Source organism: Arthrobacter sp. LAR12-1-1.1, assembly GCF_040676555.1.
GTDB lineage: Bacteria > Actinomycetota > Actinomycetes > Actinomycetales > Micrococcaceae > Arthrobacter.
Genome location: NZ_JBEGIG010000045.1, coordinates 1 through 23,963, shown reverse-complemented (window position 1 = coordinate 23,963; position 23,963 = coordinate 1). Strand labels below are relative to the sequence as shown.

Annotated in this window: 23 protein-coding genes and 1 riboswitch; of the genes, 10 read left to right on the top strand and 13 right to left on the bottom strand. The window is 67.2% G+C overall.

The annotated features are described in order from the left end of the window. Positions 1-3: 3 nt before the first annotated feature. Positions 4-223, bottom strand: a riboswitch (cyclic di-AMP (ydaO/yuaA leader). A 145-nt stretch (positions 224-368) separates the two neighbouring features. After that, the gene (locus tag MRBLAR12_RS18730; protein WP_229993810.1) at positions 369-1,064 is read right to left on the bottom strand and encodes a metal-dependent transcriptional regulator; all 696 of its coding nucleotides are present in this window, start codon (positions 1,062-1,064) and stop codon (positions 369-371) included. Positions 1,065-1,424: 360 nt separating this feature from the next. Here MRBLAR12_RS18730 and serC point away from each other — a divergent pair, with 360 nt between their 5' ends. Next, positions 1,425-2,555: a phosphoserine transaminase gene (serC, locus tag MRBLAR12_RS18725; RefSeq protein WP_229993811.1), complete on the top strand. Its 1,131-nt coding sequence runs from the start codon at positions 1,425-1,427 to the stop codon at positions 2,553-2,555. Positions 2,556-2,620: 65 nt separating this feature from the next. Here the strand turns inward: serC and MRBLAR12_RS18720 are convergent, their stop codons facing one another. Genes MRBLAR12_RS18720 through MRBLAR12_RS18710 form a run of 3 tightly spaced genes read right to left on the bottom strand, consistent with a single transcriptional unit; the run spans position 2,621 to position 5,069 of the window. Then, positions 2,621-3,964 (bottom strand): MFS transporter, encoded by a 1,344-nt coding sequence (locus MRBLAR12_RS18720; RefSeq protein WP_364747563.1) that lies wholly within the window; start codon positions 3,962-3,964, stop codon positions 2,621-2,623. 44 nt (positions 3,965-4,008) lie between these two features. Next, positions 4,009-4,677: a DUF3027 domain-containing protein gene (locus MRBLAR12_RS18715; protein WP_364747561.1), complete on the bottom strand. Its 669-nt coding sequence runs from the start codon at positions 4,675-4,677 to the stop codon at positions 4,009-4,011. Between the two features lie 8 nt (positions 4,678-4,685). After that, positions 4,686-5,069, bottom strand: coding sequence for a cold-shock protein (locus MRBLAR12_RS18710; RefSeq protein WP_090582694.1), 384 nt, complete (start codon positions 5,067-5,069; stop codon positions 4,686-4,688). A 177-nt stretch (positions 5,070-5,246) separates the two neighbouring features. On the opposite strand from MRBLAR12_RS18710, the gene MRBLAR12_RS18705 reads away from it, so the two are divergent. The 6 genes from MRBLAR12_RS18705 (at position 5,247) to MRBLAR12_RS18680 (ending at position 12,397) form a co-directional block, all read left to right on the top strand. After that, the gene (locus tag MRBLAR12_RS18705; protein WP_229993814.1) at positions 5,247-5,480 is read left to right on the top strand and encodes a hypothetical protein; all 234 of its coding nucleotides are present in this window, start codon (positions 5,247-5,249) and stop codon (positions 5,478-5,480) included. Positions 5,481-5,490: 10 nt separating this feature from the next. Further along, positions 5,491-7,980, top strand: a complete 2,490-nt coding sequence (locus MRBLAR12_RS18700; RefSeq protein ID WP_364747559.1) for a helicase-associated domain-containing protein — start codon at positions 5,491-5,493, stop codon at positions 7,978-7,980. After that, positions 7,977-9,623: a DNA repair helicase XPB gene (locus tag MRBLAR12_RS18695; protein ID WP_229993816.1), complete on the top strand. Its 1,647-nt coding sequence runs from the start codon at positions 7,977-7,979 to the stop codon at positions 9,621-9,623. Before MRBLAR12_RS18700 ends, MRBLAR12_RS18695 begins: the two co-directional genes overlap by 4 nt. A gap of 108 nt (positions 9,624-9,731) precedes the next feature. Further along, entirely contained in the window at positions 9,732-10,442 is a 711-nt protein-coding gene (locus tag MRBLAR12_RS18690; protein WP_229993817.1) for a response regulator transcription factor, read from the top strand. Positions 10,443-10,444: 2 nt separating this feature from the next. Then, positions 10,445-11,911 carry a sensor histidine kinase gene (locus tag MRBLAR12_RS18685; RefSeq protein WP_364747556.1) on the top strand — a complete coding sequence of 489 codons (1,467 nt, stop codon included), beginning with the start codon at positions 10,445-10,447 and terminating at the stop codon, positions 11,909-11,911. Between the two features lie 198 nt (positions 11,912-12,109). Further along, positions 12,110-12,397 (top strand): WXG100 family type VII secretion target, encoded by a 288-nt coding sequence (locus MRBLAR12_RS18680; protein ID WP_026538909.1) that lies wholly within the window; start codon positions 12,110-12,112, stop codon positions 12,395-12,397. 13 nt (positions 12,398-12,410) lie between these two features. On the opposite strand, the gene MRBLAR12_RS18675 is transcribed toward MRBLAR12_RS18680, so the two are convergent. The 6 genes from MRBLAR12_RS18675 to MRBLAR12_RS18650 form a co-directional block, all read right to left on the bottom strand. Next, on the bottom strand, positions 12,411-13,436 hold the full coding sequence (locus MRBLAR12_RS18675) for a ribonuclease HI family protein (RefSeq protein ID WP_364747554.1): 1,026 nt from the start codon (positions 13,434-13,436) through the stop codon (positions 12,411-12,413). A gap of 146 nt (positions 13,437-13,582) precedes the next feature. Further along, the gene (gene groL / locus MRBLAR12_RS18670; protein ID WP_229993821.1) at positions 13,583-15,220 is read right to left on the bottom strand and encodes a chaperonin GroEL; all 1,638 of its coding nucleotides are present in this window, start codon (positions 15,218-15,220) and stop codon (positions 13,583-13,585) included. A gap of 295 nt (positions 15,221-15,515) precedes the next feature. Continuing rightward, positions 15,516-16,784, bottom strand: coding sequence for an ABC transporter substrate-binding protein (locus tag MRBLAR12_RS18665; RefSeq protein WP_364747904.1), 1,269 nt, complete (start codon positions 16,782-16,784; stop codon positions 15,516-15,518). 59 nt (positions 16,785-16,843) lie between these two features. Next, positions 16,844-17,047 (bottom strand): cold-shock protein, encoded by a 204-nt coding sequence (locus MRBLAR12_RS18660; RefSeq protein WP_026266832.1) that lies wholly within the window; start codon positions 17,045-17,047, stop codon positions 16,844-16,846. A 158-nt stretch (positions 17,048-17,205) separates the two neighbouring features. Beyond that, complete coding sequence (locus MRBLAR12_RS18655) at positions 17,206-17,829, bottom strand: LytR C-terminal domain-containing protein (protein WP_229993822.1); 624 nt, start codon at positions 17,827-17,829, stop codon at positions 17,206-17,208. Between the two features lie 94 nt (positions 17,830-17,923). Further along, positions 17,924-18,265, bottom strand: coding sequence for a DUF3263 domain-containing protein (locus MRBLAR12_RS18650; RefSeq protein ID WP_414645538.1), 342 nt, complete (start codon positions 18,263-18,265; stop codon positions 17,924-17,926). A 133-nt stretch (positions 18,266-18,398) separates the two neighbouring features. Here MRBLAR12_RS18650 and MRBLAR12_RS18645 point away from each other — a divergent pair, with 133 nt between their 5' ends. Further along, entirely contained in the window at positions 18,399-19,181 is a 783-nt protein-coding gene (locus MRBLAR12_RS18645) for a uracil-DNA glycosylase (RefSeq protein ID WP_229993823.1), read from the top strand. 50 nt (positions 19,182-19,231) lie between these two features. Continuing rightward, entirely contained in the window at positions 19,232-20,071 is an 840-nt protein-coding gene (locus MRBLAR12_RS18640) for a siderophore-interacting protein (protein WP_229993824.1), read from the top strand. A 231-nt stretch (positions 20,072-20,302) separates the two neighbouring features. On the opposite strand, the gene MRBLAR12_RS18635 is transcribed toward MRBLAR12_RS18640, so the two are convergent. Together MRBLAR12_RS18635 and MRBLAR12_RS18630 are read right to left on the bottom strand one after the other, a co-directional pair. Beyond that, the gene (locus tag MRBLAR12_RS18635; protein WP_364747549.1) at positions 20,303-21,799 is read right to left on the bottom strand and encodes a threonine/serine ThrE exporter family protein; all 1,497 of its coding nucleotides are present in this window, start codon (positions 21,797-21,799) and stop codon (positions 20,303-20,305) included. Between the two features lie 59 nt (positions 21,800-21,858). Further along, a complete protein-coding gene (locus MRBLAR12_RS18630) occupies positions 21,859-22,932 on the bottom strand; it encodes a lipid II:glycine glycyltransferase FemX (RefSeq protein ID WP_364747548.1) in 1,074 nt (357 codons plus the stop codon). 114 nt (positions 22,933-23,046) lie between these two features. Between MRBLAR12_RS18630 and MRBLAR12_RS18625 the strand changes: the two genes are divergently transcribed. After that, positions 23,047-23,613 (top strand): TspO/MBR family protein, encoded by a 567-nt coding sequence (locus MRBLAR12_RS18625; protein ID WP_364747546.1) that lies wholly within the window; start codon positions 23,047-23,049, stop codon positions 23,611-23,613. A 39-nt stretch (positions 23,614-23,652) separates the two neighbouring features. Here MRBLAR12_RS18625 and MRBLAR12_RS18620 read toward each other — a convergent pair. After that, positions 23,653-23,963: L-serine ammonia-lyase, iron-sulfur-dependent, subunit alpha (locus tag MRBLAR12_RS18620; protein WP_364747544.1), on the bottom strand; the 311-nt coding region annotated here is incomplete at its 5' end.

The window sequence follows — 23,963 nt, the reverse complement described above, 5'->3', positions numbered from 1 at the left end:
AACGGTTCCTCTCTGGAGAGCCTGCGAAGTTAGCTGTCGGATTCGGGTCAGAGAGATCAAAGACCCGGTCCGCCGTTGCAAGCAGCCAGGCACAGGGGTATCCCCAGGGGATCCTTCGGTGGAAGCTGCTTGCCGCTGACGGACTTCACCCCAAGGCTGCTTAAGTAGCAGCCGAAAGTGGTTCCCCCGCCCCTGCCAGAAGGTGGTTCAGCGACTAATCCGCTGGCAGGGCTCGGCTTCGGATCAGGTAACGCTTTGGTATCGGTACTGGCCACTAACTATAGGGGATTAAGCCGCCCGGTGATAAATCCGTAATCGCAACTGTGCAGAACTCATGGGTCGTCCCACAACCGGCCCGTTGCGGCCGGTCAGGCGACCGTTACAAAGACGTGCGCGGCAACCTCGGGCGGCAGTTCCAGGGCTCCCTCGATATCGGGGACGCGGACCGAGATGTACTCCCCCACACGCTCCAGCGAGACCAGCGCGCCAGGCCGGATTCCGCCTTCGTCGAGCTGGGCCAGAAGCTCCGGCTCCACCTGGATCGGCTCCGCGAGCCGGTTGACCGTGATCCGCGAACCCGCACCGTAACCGGCCATGGCCTCCAGGAGGTTTACCGCCCTGTCCGCGGGGGCACCATTGGGCACCCCGCCAAGATCTGCCAGCCCCGGAATGGGGTTTCCGTAGGGCGAAACTGTCGGGTGGTTGAGCATCTCGAAGATTCGGCGCTCGACGCGTTCGCTCATGACATGCTCCCAGCGGCACGCTTCCTCATGGACGTAGGCCCAGTCGAGTCCGATCACGTCCGCGAGCAGTCGTTCGGCGAGGCGGTGCTTGCGCATGACACCGATGGCGCGTTTCCGCCCGGTTTCGGTCAGTTCAAGGTGCCGGTCACCGGAAACAACCACAAGCCCGTCACGCTCCATGCGGCCGATGGTCTGGGAAACGGTGGGGCCGGAGTGGCGGAGCCGTTCGGCGATGCGGGCACGGAGGGCAACGATGTTTTCTTCTTCAAGTTCCAGAATGGTCCGAAGATACATCTCCGTGGTATCGATCAGATCCGTCATTCAGCTCAGCTCCTCGAGCGCAGTCCTTGCGTCATTCCCACCGTACCGCGTGCGGGCTGCATGCAGGATGCGCCCTGGCGGGATCCGCCGTACGTTCGCATGCCAGCCTAGCCTATTTTGAATTACTCCGGATAATTTTCGTTCGGCCCGGGACTGCCCTCCCGGCGCCCGTAGGCCGGCAGCCCCCGGCGTCTCAATGACCTGACTGTGACAGGCCTTTTTCCATATCGCCGGGACCCGTCAGGCAGAATGAAACAGGCAAAATAGAACAGGCAGAATGAAAAAGGGGTGTCCGTTGTAGCCATCCCTGCCAGGCCACCTCCCAGCCACGCTACGAACCCGCCGAAAATTGGAGCCACTGTGAGCGACACGAGCGTCACGATCCCCGCCAACCTCCTGCCCAAGGACGGACGGTTCGGCGCCGGCCCGTCCAAGGTCCGACCGGAACAGATGGACGCCCTCGCCGCGGCATCGGCGAAGCTGCTGGGGACCTCGCACCGCCAGGCACCGGTGAAAAACCTGGTCGGCTCGGTACGCAGCGGCCTCAGCGATTTCTTCCGCGCGCCCGAAGGCTATGAAGTCGTGCTCGGTGTGGGCGGATCCACCGCGTTCTGGGACATCGCCAGCTTCGGACTCGTAGAGAACAAGGCGCAGCACCTGTCCTTCGGCGAGTTCGGCTCGAAGTTTGCCTCGGCCACCAACAAGGCGCCGTTCCTCGCCGAGTCCTCCATTATCAAGGCCGAACCCGGCACCCGCCCCTCCGCCCGGGCGGAGGCCGGCGTCGACGTCTATGCGTGGCCGCAGAACGAAACCTCAACCGGCGTGGCTGCCCCCGTCCAGCGCGTGGCAGGCGCCGACGAGGGGTCGCTGGTGCTGGTGGACGCGACCTCGGCCGCGGGCGGGCTGGACGTGGACGTGGCGGAGTCCGACGTGTACTACTTCGCGCCGCAGAAGAACTTCGCGTCCGACGGCGGCCTGTGGCTGGGCCTGTTTTCCCCCGCGGCGCTGGAGCGGGCGGCACGGATCAAGGCCGGCAACCGCTGGATCCCCGACTTCCTGGACCTCCAGACGGCGATCGACAACTCCCGGCTCAACCAGACCTACAACACCCCGGCGCTGGCCACCCTGGTGACCCTGGATGCCCAGGTGCAGTGGCTGAACGCCAACGGCGGCCTGGACTTCGCAGCCGCCCGGACCGCGGATTCCGCCGGCCGCATCTACCGCTGGGCCGAGGCGTCCGGCTACGCCACGCCGTTCGTGGCCAAGGCCGAGGACCGTTCCAACGTGATCGCCACGATCGACTTCGACGAATCGATCGATGCCTCGGCCATCGCCAAGGTGCTCCGCGCGAACGGCGTCGTCGACACCGAGCCGTACCGCAAGCTGGGCCGCAACCAGCTGCGCATCGCCACCTTCGTGGCGATCGAGCCGGACGACGTCTCGGCACTGCTCGAGTGCATCGATTTCGTCGTGGCTGAACTGAAAAAGTAGCCTCAGCGCCCGGCGGCGCCGTCACGGCCCATGAGAACTCAGGCCGCGGCGGCGCCGTCATCGTTTCAGGCCGGTCCGCCCGGCTGCACATTCTGTTGTGAGCCGCGCCGCGCACCCGGCTGGGAACCAGGGCTGGCGCCGGCTGGACCGGTCCCGCTTTCGACGTGGAAGTACCGCAGCCCGCGCGCGCGACGGTTGAAGTGGAGCCGCAGGTGCTTCGCCCGGATGATCCACACCAGCCCGATCAGGGCCGCCAGCAGGCCGGCGCCCGCCGCAACCGCCATGGACCAGCGGGGGCCGGCGGTGTTTGCCACCCAGCCGACGAGCGGCGCCCCAATGGGAGTTCCGCCCATGAAAATTGCCATGTAGAGGGCCATCACCCGGCCCCGCATTACGGGGTCCGTGGTGGTCTGGACGTACCCGTTGGCGCTCGTCATCATGGTGATGGCGAACAGACCCACGGGCACCAGAGCAACGCCGTACCAGAAGTAGTTTGGGGCCATCGCGGCGATGCCGGAGGTTACGCCGAAGGCCGCTGCCGCCCCGAAAATGACCCGCAGCCGGGGCTTGCCGCGGCCGGCGGACAACAGCGCCCCGGCGACGGATCCGATGGCCATGATCGAATTCATCAGGCCGAAGGCCCCCGCGTCGAGGCCGAATTCCTTACCCACCATGGCCGCAATGAACAGGGCGAAGTTCAGCCCCAGGGTTCCCACGATGAAGATCGCTACGAGCACCACGACGAGGTCCGGACGGAACCTGACATAGCGCAGACCCTCCCGGATCCTGCCCTTGCCCGCCCGTGCCCGCGGCAGCCGCCGCAGCGACGCGGCCGGGATTTTCGCCAGGCTCACCAACATGGCCACGAAGGTGAGCGTGTTGATGAGGAAGACCCAGCCGGGCCCGACAACGGCAGTGAGCACGCCGGCGACTGCCGGGCCTATCATCCGGGCGACGTTGAAGGAAGCACTGTTGAGGGCCACGGCATTGGGGAGGTAGTCGTCCTGGACCAGTTCCGAGACGAAGGTCTGCCGCACGGGAGCGTCCAGGGCGGAGACCACCCCGAGCATTAGGGCGAAAGCGTAGACGTGCCAGAGCTGCGCCGCGCCCGAGACCACCAGGATGCCCAGTCCGGCGCTCAGCAGCGCCATTGCGGACTGAGTCAGCACCAGGAGCCGCTTACGGTTGAAGCGGTCGGCGAGAAGTCCGGCCACGGGCGCCAGGAAGAGCTGCGGGCCCAACTGCAGGGCCATCGTGATCCCCACCGCCCCGGCATCGTGCGCCGTCAGGTGGGCGAACACCAGCCAGTCCTGGGCGGTGCGCTGCATCCAGGTGCCAATGTTGGAGATGAGCGCACCGATGAACCAGATGCGGTAGTTCAGGATGTGCAGGGACTTGAACGTGGACATCAGCCCCAGCCCTCCCCAGACACGCTCCCGGACGTTTTCAACCGTTAGTCGGCCTCGCCCGCAGAGCGTTCCCGCTCGTCGTCGTCGGTCTCCGAGGCGCCGGGCTCGGCAGCATCCTGGTCGGCAGTACCCTGCTGGTCTGTATCGTGCGTATCCTGCTGGTCAGTATCCGACTGGTCTGTATCCTGCTGGTCTGTATCCTGCTGGTCTGTATCCTGCTGGCCTGGGGCCGACGCCGGCGACGGCGTTGGGGAGCCGGACGCCTCGTCGGCGGCCTCGTCATCTTGTGCGTCTTCCGGGCGGACCCGCTCAGCCCACGGAATCCACGCCGGCGCCAGGACGGAGTCTTCGGAGGGCAGCAGGCCGAGTTCATCCACCGTGACCACCTTGGACCGCGAGTTGCGGGTCAGTACGGCGTACCACTGCCAGCCCAGGTACCCGGGCAGCCTGGATTCGAAGAGATGGGTCACCAGGCGGTCGCCTTCGCTGCGGGCACCGATGTGCTCGCCGATCTGCTCGGCGGGAGCAATGCCTTCCACCGCGGTACGGGCGACGTCGACGGCGGCGGCCAGGAAGGCGTCGGGCTTGCCGGTGCGCCAGAAGGGCACGCCGGCGCGCGGGCGCGTTCCCTGCTTTGAGCCTGCTGTCTTGGATCCGGCAGGCAGGGTGGATCCGGCATCCGGCGCCGGCAACCGATCAGGTTCCTGAGTCATCAAGAGCCTTATACGTCCAGCTCGTCGGCAACCTTACGGAGGGCCGCTGCGATCGCCTTGCCCTTGTTGCCTTCCGGGTACTTGCCCGCGGACAGGGTCCCGGACAGGTTGTCCAGCACGCTGACGAGGTCCTGCACCAGCGGGGCAAGGTCCCTGGCACTGGGCCGCTTTGCCTTGGCGATAGACGGTGTCTTGTCCAGCACGCGCAGGCCCAGGGCCTGGGCACCCTTGCGTCCGTCGGCTACACCAAATTCAACGCGCGTTCCGGCCTTGAGCTCCGTGACACCCTCGGGCAGCGCGGACTTGGGCAGGAAGACCTCCTGGCCGTCCTCGCCCGCGAGGAATCCGAAGCCTTTTTCCTTGTCATACCACTTGACCTTGCCGGTAGGCACGTAATCAACCTTCTTCGTTCTGCGGGGACACGGCCGGCGGTCACCGCATCCGCATGGATACGCGGGTTCAGGGTATGACTGCCCGGACCGTGTTGGTCTGTACCTCCAAGGTTATCCTGCCTGGTTCACTTTAACGGCGTGAGGCGCGGGCGATGCTGGACTGTTAGCGTTGCCCACATGACACTGACGCGTTACCGGCGGCCTCTGATGATCATCGCGGCCACCCTTGCTGTGCTGTCCCTTGCCGCCGTCGGCGCTGTCATGGCCATGGCCTTCAACAATGTCGTGGCGCCCGCCTGGATTACCTCAACGGCCCTCTACGGGCTCCCGGTGGCATTCCTGCTCATGCTGGCGCTCGTTGTAGACGCGGTGGCCGCACGGCGCCGCCCGCGCGGGCCCGGCGAAAGGTAACGTTGGAGCGATGTCCCTCATCCGCGCGCTGAGCAAGGAACTTCAGGCACGAAGCGACGAGTCGCTGCGTGCCCTGTTCTCCGCGCGGCCGGACCTGATTTCTCCCGGCGTCCCGGACTTCCCCGCCCTCGCCGCCCGTGCCAGCGGACGCGTCAGCGTCCAGCGGGCGCTCGAGCGGCTTAACCGTCCACAGATGCAGGTCCTGGAAACCCTGCACCTGTGCACCAACGCCGATACCGGGCACAGCGCCTCGGCGGCGATGCTGAAGAAACTGATCAACGGCTCCTCGGCTGCCGCCATCGACCGGCTCCTCCATTCCCTGCAGGACCTGGCCCTCGTCCACCGCGCCGATCCCCCGCACGGTGCCGCCCCCGCCGCCGCCAAGCAGCGCCACTACCTCCCGGTAGGCAGCCTCAAGGATGTGATCGGCATCTACCCGGCGGGACTGGGGCGCAGCTACACCGAACTCGTGCGGCTCCAGCCGGCCTTTGCGCAGCGCGTGGTGCAGCTGGTGGGGGAACTGCACCGCGCCGGGGCGTCCATCTCCCCCGCCACGACGCCGATGGAAGCGGCCCTGTCGCTGCAGCACTGGACGGCAACACCGGAATCGCTCCAGCAAATCCTGACCACCGCACCGGATCGGACCGCCGCCCTGCTGGCCCGGTTCGGAAACTGGGCCATGGGCGCCGTTCCGCAGGCGCAGCGCCGGGCTTCCGTGCTCCACGAAAGCGCCGACGTCGGCCCCGTGGACTGGCTCCTGGCGCGGGGGCTGCTGGTGCCGCTGGACGCCGCCCACGTCGAACTGCCGCACAGCGTCGGAGTGTCGCTGCGCGGCGGGTTCGTCATCGAGAGCTTTTCCCTGATGCCGCCCGTCCCCCACCTTGGCCACACGAGCGCAGGGCTGCGCCGGAACGCCGCCTTGGGCGCTATTGCCGAGACGCTGCGGCTCGTGGGCGAAGTGCTCTACACCGTGCGCGAACAGCCCCTGGCGACGCTGCGCAGCGGAGGCGTCGGGGTCCGGGAGATGAAGCGGCTGGCGGATTCCCTGCGGATCGACGTGCACGAGGCCGGCGTACTCGCGGAGTTCTGCGGACTGGCCGGTCTGCTGCGGCTGGACGTCGACAGTTCGGCGTGGGTGCAGCCGCCGCAGCTGGAGTGGCTGGCGCTGCCGCGGCAGGAACAATGGCTATGGCTGGTCAATGCCTGGCTGGCCAGCGAGCGCGCGCCGTCCCTGGTGGGCCAGCCCGTGAATGCCGCCGGCCCGGCCGGCCATCGGGGCGCGGCCGGCACCACCATCAATGCGCTCTCTGCCGAGGCGCAGCGGCCCGACGCCCCGGTGGTCCGTAAACGGGTCCTGGAAATCCTGAATGAACTCACCCTCGAAGCCGCGGCGACCGACGGGCAGGCCCCCGTTCTCGATGCCGCCGCGGTGCTGGAGCGAGCCGAGTGGACCCAGCCCCGGATGGCCCGGCGCTTCAGCTCGCTGATCCGCGGCATCCTCACCGAGGCCGAGATGCTTGGCCTGATCGGCTCCGGGGCGCTCAGCCAGCTGGGCGCCGCGATCGCCGCCGAACAGCCGGATGATGCGTTGGGGATCCTGGGCGAACACCTGCCGGCAGCCCTGCAGCATGTGCTGCTGCAGGCGGACCTGACGGCGGTGGCTCCGGGTTACCTCGATCCCGAACTGAGCGAACGGCTCCTGACCATGGCCGCGGCCGAAGGGCAGGGCCCGGCAACCATCTACCGGTTCTCCGTCGCCTCCGTCCGCCGGGCGCTCGACGCCGGCCAGGACGCAGCGGCGATCCTGGACTTCCTGCGCCAGCATTCCGCCACCGCCATTCCGCAGCCGCTCCAGTACCTCATCGAAGACACCGCCGCGCGCCACTCCCGGCTCCGCGTGGGGACAGCAGCCAGCTTCATCCAGAGCGAGGACGACTCTGCCTTGCTGGAACTGCTCAACGCCCCGGCCGCCGCCAGCCTGGGGCTGGTGCGCATCGCGCCCACCGTGGTCGTCTCACACGCCGCACCCCGGGAAACCGCCCAGATTCTCAGAGCCCTGGGTCTCGCCCCCATCCTGGAGGAAGCAGCATCCGCCGTCGTCCGGCTGCGCCGCAGCACCCCGGGTCCCGGCAGCGGCCGGCCCGTCTACACCGCCCCGCGGACCGCTCCGCCGGAGGCCGACATCGACGCCCAACTGGCCGTGTTGCGCGGTGACGGGTCCCGGGCACCTGGCTCCGGCGCTCACTCGCCGGCGGCTGTCCCTGGCAGCGAGGAAGCGACCCAGCTGGGGCTGGAGACCCTCCTGAAAGCGATCCGCCTCCGGCAGCGTGTGGTCATGAACGTCGTGGACAGCATGGGGAATGCCAGCCGCGAGACGGTTGTTCCGGTAGCTGTGAATGGCGGGCGGGTGCGCGTGTTCGATCCGGTCAAGGAGATCGAGCGGGTCCTGTCCATCCACCGGATTATCGACGTAGAAGCTACAGAGGAATTGTTCCAGTGAATGACGGGCCCCTGATCGTCCAGAGCGACAAGACCATCCTGCTGGAGGTCGACCACGAACTCGCAACCGAGGCCAGGCACGCCATCGCGGCGTTCGCCGAGCTGGAACGGGCCCCGGAGCATGTGCACAGCTACCGGCTGACGCCGCTGGGTCTGTGGAATGCCCGGGCGGCCGGACTGGACGCCGAAAAAGTGCTGGACACCCTGCTCACGTACTCCCGGTTCCCCGTGCCGCACTCCCTGCTGATCGACGTCGAAGAGACCATGTCCCGGTACGGCCGGCTCCGGCTGGAAAAGGACCCGCAGCATGGCCTGGTCATGCGCACGTCCGACTACCCCGTGCTCGAGGAGGTCAGCCGTGCCAAGAAGATCGCCCCACTGCTCGGGCCGCGGATCGACGGCGAGACCGTGGTGGTGCATTCCTCCCAGCGCGGCCAGCTCAAGCAGCTGCTGCTCAAGATTGGCTGGCCGGCCGAGGACCTCGCCGGCTACGTGGACGGCACGCCGCACCCCATCATGCTCAACGAAACCGGCTGGAAGCTGCGGCCTTACCAGCAACTGGCGGCGGAGAACTTCTGGGCCGGCGGCAGCGGCGTCGTCGTCCTTCCCTGCGGCGCCGGCAAGACGCTGGTCGGGGCGGCCGCCATGGCCACAAGCTCCACCACCACGCTGATCCTGGTGACCAATACTGTCGCCGCGCGGCAGTGGAAGGACGAGCTCATCAAGCGCACGTCACTGACCGAGGAGGAGATCGGCGAGTACTCCGGCTCCGTCAAGGAAGTCCGTCCGGTCACGATCGCCACCTACCAGGTCCTGACCACGAAGCGCGGCGGCCTGTACCCGCACCTGGAGCTCGTGGACGGCAACGACTGGGGTCTGATCATCTACGACGAGGTCCACCTGCTGCCGGCACCGATCTTCCGGATGACGGCCGACCTGCAGGCCCGGCGCCGGCTGGGGCTCACGGCCACGTTGGTGCGGGAGGATGGGCGGGAGGGCGAGGTCTTCAGCCTGATCGGTCCGAAGCGCTACGACGCGCCGTGGAAGGACATCGAGACCCAGGGCTACATCGCCCCCGCCGATTGCGTGGAGGTCCGGGTGGACCTGCCGCGCGAGGAACGGGTGGCCTATGCCATGGCCGAGGACGCCGACAAGTACCGGCTGTGCGCCACGTCAGAGACGAAGACCCGGGTGGTGGAAGAACTTGTCGCCGAACACGCCGGCGAGCAGCTCCTGGTGATCGGGCAGTACATAGACCAGCTAGACGAGATCGGCGAACGCCTGGGCGCGCCGGTGATCAAGGGCGACACGTCGGTCAAGGAACGCCAGCGGCTCTTCGACGCCTTCCGCGCAGGCGAGGTGCAGACCCTGGTGGTGTCCAAGGTGGCCAACTTCTCCATCGACCTGCCCGAGGCGTCGGTCGCGATCCAGGTCTCCGGGTCGTTCGGTTCCCGCCAGGAGGAGGCCCAGCGCCTGGGCCGGCTGCTGCGCCCGAAAAAGGACGGCCGCTCCGCCAGGTTCTACTCGCTCGTGGCCCGGGACACCCTGGATCAGGACTTCGCCGCGAAGCGGCAGCGTTTCCTCGCCGAGCAGGGCTACGCCTACCGGATCATGGACGCCAAGGACGTCGGCACCGCCGGATAGGCGGGTGCCGTCCCTGGTGCGTGCCCCGGCGCGGCCGCCGGGGCACGGCCCATGCAACACACATCTGCCATTCAGAAAACTCCCAGAGTCTGGGAGCATCATGGGAACATGAAAAAGAACGGACCCGAAGCCAAGCTGCTCGTCGTCGATGACGAACCGAACATCCGCGAGCTGCTGTCGACGTCCCTGCGCTTCGCTGGTTTCGAGGTTGTCTCGGCCGGCAGCGGGCGTGAGGCACTGGCCGCCGCAGAGCTGCACGCCCCCGATCTGGCAGTGCTGGACGTCATGCTGCCGGACATGGACGGCTTCACCGTCACCCGCCGCCTGCGCGCCGCCGGCAAGCACTTCCCCGTCCTGTTCCTCACGGCCAAGGACGACACCGAGGACAAAGTCACCGGCCTGACCGTGGGCGGGGACGATTACGTCACCAAGCCCTTCAGCCTCGACGAGGTGGTGGCCCGCATCCGCGCGGTGCTCCGGCGCACACAGCCCCAGGTCGACGACGACGCCGTGATCCGGGTCGATGACCTCCAGCTCGACGACGACGCCCACGAGGTCCGCCGCGGTGGCACCGTGATCGAGCTGTCGCCCACCGAGTTCAAGCTCCTGCGCTACCTCATGCTCAACCCGAACCGGGTCCTGTCCAAGGCCCAGATCCTCGATCACGTGTGGGAGTACGACTTCAACGGCGATGCCTCGATCGTGGAGTCCTACATCTCCTACCTGCGCCGCAAGGTGGACATCGATCCCGATGCGCCGGCACTGATCCAGACCAAGCGCGGCGTCGGCTACGTTCTGCGGACTGCCGAGAAGCGCTGACCTTGTTGCACCGCTGGAAATCGGCCTCGCTGCGCTCGCAGCTCGTGGCCATCATGATGGCGCTCATGGTGGTGGCCCTCACGGCCACCGGTGCGGGCACGCTGACGCTGCTGCACAGCTTCCTGCAGGGACAGGTAGATGACAAGCTGCGGGCCGCCGTCGAATCCGTGCGGCTGGAGAAGTCCTTCACCCAGCTGCAGGAGACCAGCTCCACCGTTCCCACCGACTACTCGCTGATGCTCTTCAGCCCGGGCCTGCCGCCCATTCCGTTCGGCGGCGACAAGGACTCCCACCCCGCCATCAGCACCTTTTCCACGGTCGAGGCCCGGGAACGCCAGCAGGTACCCTTCCAGGTCCCCGGCTCCGAGGGCGGCAACTGGAGGGTTGTGGCCCTGAGCGTCGTGGACAACAACCAGCGCAGCGCGGTCGTCGTCATCGGGTTGCCGCTGGACCCCGTCGATTCCGTGATGGAACATGCCGCCCTGGTGGTGGTGGGGGTGGGCCTGCTGACACTCGTGCTGGCGTTCTTCATTGCCACCTGGACCGTCTCGCGGTCCTTCCGGCCGCTGGCCCGGGTAGAGAAGACGGCCGCCGCGATCGCCGCCGGAGACCTCTCCAGACGTGTGGAAATCGAAAACCCCAATACCGAAGTGGGGCGGCTCGGGAGCTCGCTCAATGCCATGCTCGCGCACATTGAGACAGCGTTCGCCGCCCGGATGGCGTCCGAGGCACGGATGCGTCGCTTCGCCGCCGACGCCTCGCACGAACTGCGGACCCCGCTGGTGACCATTCGCGGGTTCTCCGAGCTGTATCGGCACGGGGCGCTGTCCACCCCGGAAGACGTGGCCACGGCGATGGGGCGGATCGAAAGCGAAGCCAAGCGCATGGGAGCCATGGTGGAAGATTTGCTGCTGCTGGCCCGGATCGATGAGCAGCGCCCGCTGCAGCAGAAACCCTCGGATCTGCTGCTGCTGGCTAACGACGCGGTGGTGGACACCCAGGCGAGTGACCGCAGCCGCACCATCACCCTCTCCGGGCTCGACGGGGCGGCCCCGGCGCCCGCCCCGGTCCTGGGCGACGAGGCCAAGCTGCGCCAGGTGGTCAGCAACCTGGTCGGCAACGCCCTGCGCTACACGCCGGAAGGTACTCCGATCGAAATTGGCGTCGGGACCCGGAGCGCACCGGACGGAACACGGCAGTCCGTGATCGAGGTCCGGGACCACGGACCGGGCGTCCCGGATGAGGAAGCGGCCCGCATATTCGAACGCTTCTACCGGGCGGACACCTCCCGGACCAGGGAGACCGGTGGCAGCGGACTTGGCCTGGCGATTGTGGCCGCAATCGTCGGTTCGCATTCCGGGTCCGTGCGGGTCGGGGAGACTGACGGGGGCGGTGCCACGCTGGTGGTCAGCATCCCGTTCCTGGACGAAGACGCCAAGGAACTGTCCACAGCCGATTTGTCCACATAGGGCCCGACGGCGGTGTCCGGCCGGTGCGCTGCCCGCCTACGCTCGGGGTGTCCGGAAAATCCGGACGAGGCAGCCGCTCCCCCACAAGCCTTCACCGCAAATTCTCACCGCAAGTTCTCACCGCGGACCCCCGCGGCTGACGTTCACCGTGCTCCGCCGGGCCGCGGCTGCCTCCCCGAACATTCGAGAGGCATTCCCATGAGCATCATCTCCGTCGACACGGAACTCCTCCAGCTCAAATCCGCCAACGTGCAGGCCACAGTGGAGCGGATCAGCGCGGACGTCCACGCCATGAAACGAGGGCTGGACGAACTCCAGGGCAGCTGGCGGGGCTCCGCGGCGACAAACTTCCAAACCCTGGTCGCCGAGTGGACACTGACCCAGGGCAGGGTCGAGGCCTCCCTGGCGTCCATCAACCTTGCGCTCAATTCCGCCGCTGCCACCTACGCGCAGGCTGAACTGGGCAATGCCCAGCGCTTCACGTGAGCCTCACACGGTGTCAGGCCTCGGGTGTGCCCTGATGGAAGCGCAGACGCCATTGCGCGCCTTCAAGGACCCACAGGGAGCTGCGCAGGGCTGATCCCTCGCGGGTGTGGCTGCGGTAGGTCAAGAGCATGGTCTTCTCGCCCAGCCGGTCCGCGCCCAACAGTTCCAGGTCCACAGGTCCGCCCGGGTTGTCCTCCAGTGACATCATCATGGCGTCGCGGGTCCAGATCCGGCCGGAGCTGCCGATTTCGGTGAAGTCCGGATGGAGCAGGACGCCTGTGCGGCCCACGTCCGCCCGGGTTTCCGGGCGGAGCAGTTCCCGCTCAAGAGATTCGACGACGGCTTCGGGGCTGGTCTCCGCCAGGGCCGCCGGTTCTTCTTCGAGTTCGCTGAAGAGGTCCGGTTCGTCGTAGGCCCCCGGTGCGCCAAAGAGTTCCTGCTGGCCGGAAGGGGCCGGGGCTGCCTGTGCCCGAGTTGCGGCCTGCGATGGGGCGGGTTGTGCTGGGGCCGTCCGCGGGGCGGCCTGCGGCATCATGGAGTCCGCCTGGCCTGCCGACGGCGTCCCGCCCTCCGGCGTCCCGAACCCGGGGCCCTGCCGGACGGCCACGTCCTGCTGGTACGCCGTGGCCGCTGCCCGGGCGCGGACGTCTGCCGCTTCGTTGAGCTCGTGCCCGGCATGACCCCGCACCCATTCGAAGGTGTACTTGCGGCCCACGAGCGCCTGGTCGATTTCCTTGAGGAGGTCCACGTTCAGCACCGGCTTGCCGTCGGCCTTGCGCCAGCCCTTGCGTTTCCAGCCCGGCATCCACTTGGTCACGGCGTTGATGACGTACTGGCTGTCGCAGAGGATCAGCAGGTCTTCCCCGGGTACGTGTGCCGTCGCCCGGAACAGGTCCAGCACCGCCATCAATTCGCCCTGGTTGTTCGTGCCGTGGGGCCAGCCACCGGCCCGCCAGCAGTCGTCATTCACGTACCAGGCCCATCCGGCCGGGCCGGGATTTCCTAAGGCCGAACCGTCGGCCGCTGCTGTAATCGTCACTGACCTATCCTGCCAGAGACTGCCGACACCCAGCGCAACGGCTGCGGGAGGGTGCTGGCCGGAGGCTGCGTTAAACCGGCAACGGCGGCCCCACCCGAAGGTGGGACCGCCGTCGTCGAACAGCCGGTGGAGGCTGGCGCGGGTGGTTAGAAACCGCCCATGCCGCCCATGCCGCCCATGTCGTCGCCGCCGCCCATCTGGGCGCCAGCCTTCTCGGGCTTGTCAGCTACAACGGCCTCGGTGGTGAGGAACAGGCCGGCAATGGAAGCCGCGTTCTGCAGGGCAGAGCGGGTTACCTTGACCGGGTCGTTGATGCCGGCGGCCAGCAGGTCGACGTACTCGCCGGTGGCTGCGTTGAGGCCGTGGCCTGCGGGCAGGCCGCGGACCTTGTCCACTACGACGCCGGGCTCGAGGCCGGCGTTGAAGGCGATCTGCTTCAGCGGGGCGTCGATGGCAACGCGGACGATGTTCGCGCCCGTTGCCTCGTCACCGGAGAGCTGCAGGTTCGCGAATGCCTTGGCGCCAGCCTGGATCAGGGCAACGCCACCGCCGGCGACGATGCCCTCTTCGACAGCAGCCTTGGCGTTGCGGACGGCGTCCTCAATGCGGTGCTTGCGTTCCTTGAGCTCGACCTCGGTTGCGGCGCCGGCCTTGATGACTGCAACGCCGCCGGCCAGCTTGGCCAGGCGCTCCTGCAGCTTCTCGCGGTCGTAGTCGGAATCCGAGTTCTCGATCTCGGCGCGGATCTGGGACACGCGGCCGGCAATCTGGTCGGCGTCGCCTGCACCTTCGACGATGGTGGTCTCGTCCTTGGTGACAACAACCTTGCGGGCCTTGCCAAGGAGTTCGAGTCCGGCGGTCTCAAGCTTGAGGCCGACTTCCTCGGAGATGACCTGGCCACCGGTGAGGATGGCGATGTCGGCCAGCTGCGCCTTGCGGCGGTCGCCGAAGCCCGGGGCCTTGACGGCAACGGACTTGAAGGTACCGCGGATCTTGTTGACGATCAGGGTGGCCAGGGCCTCGCCCTCGATGTCTTCGGCAATGATCAGCAGCGGCTTGGAAGACTGCATGACCTTTTCCAGGACAGCAACCAGTTCCTTGACGTTGGAGATCTTGGAGTTGACGATCAGGATGTACGGATCCTCAAGGACCGTTTCCTGGCGCTCGGCGTCGGTGACGAAGTAAGCCGAGATGTAGCCCTTGTCGAAGCGCATGCCTTCGGTCAGCTCCAGCTCGAGGCCGAACGTGTTCGACTCCTCGACCGTGATGACGCCTTCCTTGCCGACCTTGTCGAGGGCTTCGGCGATCAGGGCGCCGATCTCGTTGTCGCCGGCGGAGATGGACGCGGTGGCGGCGATCTCTTCCTTGGTCTCGATTTCCTTGGCGGAGGCCAGGAGCTCGACGGTGACGGCGTCAACAGCCTTCTCGATGCCGCGCTTGAGGGACAGCGGGTCAGCGCCGGCCGCGACGTTGCGCAGGCCTTCCTTGACCAGGGCCTGTGCGAGCACAGTTGCCGTGGTGGTGCCGTCGCCTGCGACGTCATCCGTCTTCTTGGCAACTTCCTTGACCAGCTCGGCGCCGATCTTCTCGTAAGGATCGTCCAGCTCGATCTCCTTGGCGATGGAAACACCATCGTTGGTGATCGTGGGGGCGCCCCACTTCTTTTCGAGGACGACGTTGCGTCCCCGCGGGCCGAGGGTGACCTTGACGGCGTCGGCGAGGATGTTCAGGCCCCGCTCAAGACCGCGGCGTGCCTCTTCATCAAATGCAATGATCTTGGCCATAACGGCAGTAGTCCTTTCGGGACAGTCGTTAAGAATGAACCTTCGCTGTGGTGCCCGCGACGGACGATCCCTACCCCGCGGCCTCTGTATGCCGCTGGGTCCGGGATCTCACCCCAGCAAGGTGTTCCTTTAGCTCCTGGACCGGCTGCCCCACTTCGCGGCCGGGCGGACCGGGCGTCGTGTTAGCAGTCAGTGCGCTGGAGTGCTAAATCAATAATTAGCACTCCCCCGGGGAGAGTGCAAGCAGTGCCCGGCCCGAACCGCCCGCCACGCGGGCACAATACGCTAGGAGCGATCAGCCGCCACTGCTGCTGGCGGTCTCCGTGCCACTCATTGTGGGCAGGTTGTCCTCGCCGTAGGTGTAGACCCTGTGGTTCGCTTCGGTGATGTCGCCGTGGGAATCAAAGTTGATCCGTCCGGACTGGCCGTCATAGTCCGGGCGCTTGCCTGCCCGGAGGACGTCGACGCAGCCCTTGTAGCTCGTGCACGGCTCGCTGGCGGGCTGGCCGCCACCCGCGGCATTACCGCCTGCTGCCGCAGCTCCGCCGGAGACAGCCACGAGGGACGCCGCGATGGAGGTTCCGGCGTCGTCTTCCGCCGCCGCGGCAGCGACGGCGGCGAGGATGACCGCGTCGTACGTCTCGGCGGCAAACACCATGTCCTTCAGTCCGGGGTCAACGGCAACAAGGTCCTTCTGGAAGGCGGCCGAGGGGAACACGCCGGGCAGGACCCCGCGCGCGCCGTCGAGTGCCCGCGCGCCCAGGCCGGAGCCATACCGGCTGACTGCCGCGTCGCTGAGGACAAGTTTCTTGCCGGCGAGGCCGGCATTGTTCAGTTCGGCGATGGCACCCTGCGCGCCGTCGCGCGAGACCAGGACGACGGCGTCGGGATTTGCGGCCTTCGCGGTGGCGGCGGCCTGCTGCGCCTGGCCGGCGGTGAACTCCGCGTCCGCCACGACTTCCAGTCCGGACTGTTTCGCCGCACCCGCGACGGCGGCGGCGACATCCTTGCCGTAGGCGCCGTCCTCGTGCACCACAGCCAGGGTCTTGGCGCCGCCGTCCTTGGCCAGCTTGGCGAGGACAGAGGCCTGGGCGACGTCGGCCGCCGAGGTGCGGAAATAGTAGCCGCCGCTCTTGTAGTTGCTGAGCGCGCTGGCAGAGTTGGCCGGTGAGATGACAGCCACCTTGGCGTTGGCCAGCACGTCGATCGCGGCCGGGGCACGGCTGGAATCGGTCGGACCGATAACGACGTCGGCCTTGGCGGCAACCAGCGCTTTCGCCTGGGCGGCGGTGTCAGTGCTGATGGTTTCCGGCAGCAGCTCCACCGGTTTGCCTTTGTGGCCGCCGGCGGCGTTGATCTCCTTGACGGCGAGTTTGGCCGCCGCGAGCTGTGGGGCGTTGAGGAAGTTCTGCCGCCCCGTGTTGTCCAGGATCAGGCCGATGCGCAGGGTGCCGTCACCGCTCGCGTCTGCGCTGGCCACGCGGGCGCTGCCTGCAGGACCCAGGCAGCCCGTCAGGGCCACGGCCGCGAGTGTGCCCGCCGCCAGGGCGCGGCCCAGCGGCAAAGCTCCTTCCGGACGCCCTGCCGCGTTCCGCGGGGCGTTCTTGACGGCAACCAGTGCCACTAGGCGGGCCGGACGCTTTCAGCCTGCGGGCCCTTTTCGCCCTCGCCGACTTCCAGCTCCACCCGCTGGCCCTCGTCCAGGGCGCGGTAGCCTTCCCCGACGATCGCGGACCAGTGCACGAAGACGTCGTTCTCGGAACCGTCCACGGTGATGAAGCCGTAGCCTTTTTCGGCGTTGAACCATTTGACGGTTCCCAGTGCCATGGTGTCCACACTTTCAGCTAGCTTGCGTGCGGCCCACCTCGATGTGCACCGCGGACTGCGAAGAGAAATCCGCAGATACTGTACCCACAGCGTCCCTCAGGAACGCCGACGGCGGGCAGGTCCTCCCCCGAATAGTTATTGAGGCGTAACCGGAATAGTTACTGGAAGCCGGGGCCGAGCACAACCACAAGGGGCAAGTTGAACTCGGCGGAGTCCACGAGGGTGTCGATGCCCAGGAGCGTTCCGAGTGCCTCCGCGTTGCCCTTCTGTTCCACGCCGCTGTAGAAGATCACCGACGTCTGCTGCGGGACGCCGCCCCAGTTGCCCGTCTGGCCCAGGATCCAGCCGTCGGAGCTGATGGTGCCGCCGACCCGGTTGGCGAGGCCAGCGGTGGTGGTCCCGTTGTAGACCGTCACCGGCGCCGTCTTGTCCACACCGGCGGCAGTGGCGCTGGGCGTCGCTGTGGGTGCTGCCGCGGGGGCTGTGGCGGCAGGTTCCGTGCTGGCCGGCGCCGGGCTCGTCGGCGCGGGGCTGGGGCTCGCGGGGCTCGTTGCGGACGCGCTGGCGGTTGCGTTGTCACCGACGGCCGCGGCCTGGCCAGCGGAGAATCCGAGCTTCGGCAGGATCAGGAACGCCACCAAGCCGATGGCCAGCGCTACGAAGCCGGCCGCCAAGATGGGGGTCAGGCTCCGGCTGCGCGATTCGGCGACGGCCCGGTGGACACCCTGCCGGGCAGAGGTCTCCGGGACCCGATCAAATTCATCCCGAGCGTATTTGGTCATGGTAAAACGACGTCCTTGCTGATTTCAGACGGGGTGCCCGAGGCCGGAAGCGGGCGCAACAGGACGTGCGCATCCGGCTGCGCGTGACGCGACTTTACGAATCTGTTCCCAGACGACGGGCAGTGCGGGCACGTTGGCGTGATGTACGTAGTCTACGCAATCTCTTGACCAGCATGGGATCGTGGGCCAGCGCATCCTCGGTATCAATCAGGGCATTGAGGATCTGGTAGTAATGCGTGGCGGAGAGATCGAACAGCTCGCGGATGGCCTGCTCCTTTGCCCCTGCGTACTTCCACCACTGCCGCTCCAGGGCCAGCATCTGTTGGTCGCGGGCGCTCAGCGGAGACTCCGCGGACACCTCGTCCAGGCTCGTGCCGGCAGCGGAGAATCCGGCAAAATCCCCCGCGAGCACGTGCTCTTGCGCTGCTTCGGCCACGACACACTCTCCCTGTTTGCTTCCGAAAAACCGGCTGGATCCGGTAAAAAGCCATTCCCATGCTACGGCCGAATGACAGGGTTGTCATTCGGCGGGGTGCCGGGGCGGACTTCGTCTGCGGAAGAATGGGGCTGTGGCTGATTCCGAGTTTGATTCCGACGCGCTGTTCGAGCTGGAACCCGCCGCCGACGGCCCCAGCTTCGCGGACCTGGCGCGCCGGCCGCTGAGCGAGCTGGTCGCTCCGGACTGGGCGGAAGCGCTGGCGCCGGTGGAGGCACAGTTGCGGGAGGCGCTCACCTTCCTCGCCGGCGAAGTGGCCGCCGGGCATGGCGTGCTGCCGTCGCCGCCAAATCTACTGCGGGCCTTCCGTCAGCCGCTGGCTGGTGTCCGGGTGCTGGTGGTCGGACAGGACCCCTACCCGACGCCGGGGCACGCCGTAGGGTTGTCCTTCGCCGTGGACGGCGCCACCCGGCCGATCCCCCGCAGCCTGGCGAACATCTACAAGGAACTTCAGGCCGATCTGGGCGTCCCGCCGCGCGTCCACGGGGACCTTGGCCGCTGGGCGGAGCAGGGCGTACTGCTGCTGAACAGGGTGCTCAGTGTCCGGGCAGGCGCGGCGGGCTCGCACCGGAACAAGGGCTGGGAGGCCGTCACGGCGGCCGCCATCCGGGCCGTCGCGGACCGCGCATCCGCCGCCGGCGCGGGCCGTGCTCCCCTGGTGGTGATCCTGTGGGGGAAGGATGCCGAGTCCGTGCGGCCACTACTGGGATCCGCTGCCGTGATCGCCAGCGCCCACCCCAGCCCGCTCTCAGCCTCGCGCGGTTTCTTCGGGTCCCGGCCCTTCAGCCGGGCCAACGCCCTGCTGCAGGAACAGGGCAACGGGACGGTTGACTGGGAACTGCCGCCGCTGCCGTAACAGGCTTCCGGCCGGGAGCTCCGGCCAGGGTTCTTGGTTAGGCTTACCTCATGACCTCCCTCCCCGCCGCCACTACCGCATCCCGGAACTCGCGTCCCCAGACCGATTTGACGGTCCTGCGCAGGGAACAACTCTCCCCGCACATGGTCCGGATCATCGCTGGCGGCCCTGGCTTCGCCGGGTACGTCAACAACGACTATGTGGACCGATACGTCAAGATCGTGTTTCCGCAACCCGAGATCGAGTACCCGGAGCCGCTGGACCTTTGGGCCATCAGAGAAGCCATGCCGCGCAGCCAATGGCCGCACACCCGGACCTACACGGTCCGGTGGGTGGACACGGCGGCGCAGGAACTCGCCATTGATTTTGTGATCCACGGCGACGAAGGCCTCGCTGGCCCCTGGGCGGCCTCGGCCCAGCCCGGCGATCGCCTGACGTTTACGGGCCCGGGCGGCGGTTACAACCCGGATCCGGCGGCGGACTGGTACCTGTTTGCCGGCGATGAATCCGCGCTGCCGGCCATCGGCGCCGCGATCGAATCCCTGCCGGAGGATGCCCGCGGCCTCGCCCTGCTCGAAGTGGACAGCGACGCCGACATCCAGGCCATCGCAGGGCCAGCCGGCGTCGAACTGCGCTGGCTGCTGCGCGGTGGCGTCCCCGCCGGAGAGAGCGAGCTGCTGGTCACGGCCGTGCGCGACGCCGAATGGCCCGGGGGCCGGGTGCAGGTCTTCGCCCACGGCGAGCGGGGCTACATGAAGGGCCTCCGGGACGTCCTCTACGTGCAGCGCGGACTGGAGCGGGCCCAGGTTTCCCTCTCGGGCTACTGGGCCAAGGGCCGTGTGGAGGACGACTTCCAGGCGGAGAAGAAGCTGCCCATCGGGAAGATTTAGCCGGGAAGATTTAGCAGGCAAGATTTAGCCGGCAAGGTCCAGCGGCAACATTTAGCGGCAAACAAAATGTCGCCGAATTTCCCCACGTTTGCCGCCACGACGCCGGGACACGCCAGCGTGGCGCGACGACCCGCCGTCGGAATCTGGCAAAGGCGGGGAAATCCGGCAGGGCAGGGACACGGACGGCCCCGGCGCCGGAGGCAAAACCCGCCAGCCGCGTTCGCAGTCTGCTTAGCGGCGGCGGGCCCTGCGCCGCTCGTTGCTCGCCAGGCTCCGGGTCAGGGGCCGCGCCAGGGTGTCACCGAGCACGATGCCTGCAGCGACTCCGAGCACGATCGCCCCGGCGTTGAGCATCCCGCCGGCACCCATAAGAATCTCCGATTCCTCAATGGTCAATACATACATGGACCGGAATATAGTGAGCCCCGGGAGCAGGATGAGGGCGGCGGGGACGGCCACGACCAGCTGGGGAGCACCCATCCGGAGGGCCACCACACGGGCCAGGAGGCCGATCACCACAGCGGCGAGGGCCGGCGCGAAACGGGACCCGATGCCCAGGGCGTCGCCGCCGATCAGGACCAGATAGCCCACCACGCCCACGGCCGCCGTCGGCAGCAGCAGCTTCCAGCTGGTCTGTTCGGTGATGCCGATCATCAGCACCGCAATGGCGATCAAAATGACCACCACCCACAAGTCGTACGCGGGCGGGAATGTTTTGGTGACGTCTATTGGGTCCATGCCGGTCATGTCTCCCACGACAAACCCGACGGCAATGCCGGCCACCAGCGCCCCGAAGGTCAGCATGGTGGACAGGAACCGGCCGGCGGCCGTGACCGGGAAGCCGTTGATCGCATCCTGCACCGAGGACACTAGGCGTCCCGTCGGCAGGAGCAGCAGGATCCCGCCGACCACCACGATCTCGGGGGGAATCTGCACTCCCAACGGGGTGCCGAAGCGCCACAACAGCAGGGCGACGATGGTCACCAGGAACGAACACGAGGCGATGATGAAGAAGTCCGGGGTGCGCCAGCGGCCCAGCTGTCGGGCCAGCAGGCTCACCAGCAGGTTGGAGAGGAACGCGACTATTGAGGCACCCAGCCCGCCGCCCAGGACGCCGACGAAGACGGCAGAGAACACGCCGAAGGCCACAGTGACCATCCACCGCGGGAAAGGCTTGGGGCTACGGGTAATGTCATCGAGCCGGCGCGCGGCTTCCTCGCGGCCGACGCCGCCGGCCACGATGTCCGTCACCAGCTGGTGCACCTGGGAGAGGCCCGCATAGTTGTTGGTCCAGGACCGTACTACGCGCAGCAGCGAGATGGGCGTCTGGTCTCTCGGGGCATAGTTGATGGCCACCGACTGGTTGGTGATGTCCACCTCGATGTTCTTAAGCCCCAGCGCGGCGGTGATCGCGATGATGCTGGTCTCAACTTCGAGGGCACCTGCCCCGTACCGGAACATGGATTCGGCCAGTTTCAGGGCGAAGTCGATGGTCTTGCGGGCTGCGGCGTCCACCCCGCCGACCTGGATCATCGGGTTGGCGTAGGGGCTGCCGGCGAGCCGGTCCACGATGCTCATCGGCGCCGTCGGCGGGTTTTCGCCCTGGACCAGCCGGCGCAGCATCCTCTTGGCCGCGGCGTTCTGGCGCACCTGCGTTGCCGACATCGGCTGCGTCCGGGGCAGGCCGTCCGTGGGCGGCCTGCGGTGGCCGTCGTTTCCGTTGTTCATTCCGGCCTCCTCACTGTCCTAGGCTGTCCTTGCCTGTCCTTGATTGTCTTTGTCTCGGGTTAGTAGAACTGCTGGCCCGTGCGCCGGGTGTAGAGCTGGCGTGCCACGCGCTCCCCCGCCGTCAGCCAGGCCTTGTACTTCAGCGGGCTCAGGACCTGGTCATAGCAGCCGACGAAGTCGGTCACGGTCTTGCTGAAGCTGGTCTTGAACAGGCCCAGCCCATGGAACGGGTTCGAGGTGTCCTTTAGCTTGTTGCTTGGCGGGGTGCCGCAGAAGTCGTATTCGGTGCAGCCGAGTTCCTTGACCTGGCTGATCGCAGTCCACTGCACAAGGTGCGAGTCGCCGTACTGGCCGCGCTTCTGCAGGGAGCCGCCGTCTTTGTACGTTCCCTTGCGGCCGTAGTTGATCACAAACGCGCCAACCGAGGGCACGTCGTTTTCGTACACGAAGAGCAGCCTGCCCTGGTCACGGGCCAGGAAGTTGCTCCAGAACTGGCGGTAGTACTCGTACTCGCGCACCCGGACCTGGGATTTGGCCTCCACCGTGTTGGTCATCAGGGCATACATGGCCCGGAAGTTCTCTTCCGTGGGCTCGACGTTGTGGACTTCCACGCCCTCGCGGATGGCGCGGCGCACGGCGTTACGGCCCCGGGAGTGGAGATTGCGCAGCAGCTGGTTTTCCTCGGGCGCAATATCGAGCAGCGCAGTGGAGTCGTTGGGTTGCAGGTTGTGAGTCTTGACCAGGCCTGCCCCCTCGACGACCCGCGCGGCGTCGTCCGACAGGACAATATCCGGCTCGATCTTGATCGCGAAGACGCCCAGTTTGGCCCTTTTCACGAAGTCCGCGTTCGCCGCTGCGATCCCGGGGATGTCCTCGACGGACGCCACATCGGGTCCCTTGATCAAGTACCAGAGCTTGCCGAGAAGCGGAAACGACTTTTCCAGGATCAGGTTGTAGCTCGTGTAATCGGCCGACTCATAAACAAGGTGCAGAGGCCTCCAACCAAAGTGCTGCTTGACCTCGGCGAACGCTTCCGATTGAAGGAGGTTGCCGCCATTGGGGTTCGCGGTGACGTGGGCATCCCAGTTGTCAATCTCCTCGGCAGAGGCAAAGCGGGCAGTGAATTCACGCAAGGGTGCGGTATCCAATCATTGCGGTACGAGCTTCGGCGGCATGCGGACATGCAGCCTCAAGTCTATCGGCCCGGACCCTGCCGCCGGTCCGGGCAAGGCGGTTACGCTGGTCTCATGCAGGCTCAGCAACAACCGTTGGAAGGCCGTCCCGGGGCGCACGGCGGCCGCTCCCGAGGTGCCGGCAGAGGCGCCGGCAGCGGCTCCCAGGTGATCGCGCTGCTCCTGTTCCTCGGCGCGTCGGCCCTCGTTGCGGCCCTCGGTGGCCTGGCCACGGCCAAGCACGTTAACGGCTGGTATGCCTCAGCCGACACGGCGCCCTGGTCCCCGCCCAACTGGGTCTTCGGTCCGGTTTGGACGATCCTGTACGCCGCCATGGCGGTCGCGGCGTGGCTGGTCTGGCGCAGCCACGCCGAGGGGTCCAAGGCGGCCCTGACGGCTTACGGCGTGCAGCTGGTGCTGAACCTGCTCTGGACCCCGGTCTTCTTTGCCCTGTACCCGGTGCTCGGGACGCCGGCGCTGTGGATCGCGTTCGGGATCATCGTGGCATTGGCCGTAGCCGTTGCCGTTACGGTGGTGCTCTTCGGCCCGATCAGTCGGACGGCAGGACTGCTGATGCTTCCCTACCTGTCCTGGATCGTGTTCGCGTCCTCGCTGAACCTATGGGCCGCCCTGCATAACTAGCGCCAGTTCAACTAGCGCCTGCCAGCCGCAATCAGCTCCCTAGCACTCCACCACGTTGACGGCGAGGCCGCCCATGGCCGTTTCCTTGTATTTGGAGCTCATGTCCTTGCCGGTTTCCCGCATGGTCACGATGACCTCGTCGAGGGAGACCCGGTGCGTGCCGTCGCCCCAGAGCGCCATCTTGGCGGCGTTGATGGCCTTCGCGGCGGCGATCGCGTTCCGTTCGATGCACGGGACCTGGACCAGCCCGCCGATCGGGTCGCAGGTCAGGCCCAGGTTGTGCTCCATCGCGATTTCCGCGGCGTTCTCCACCTGCGCCGGCGTGCCGCCCATGACCTCGGCCAGGCCGG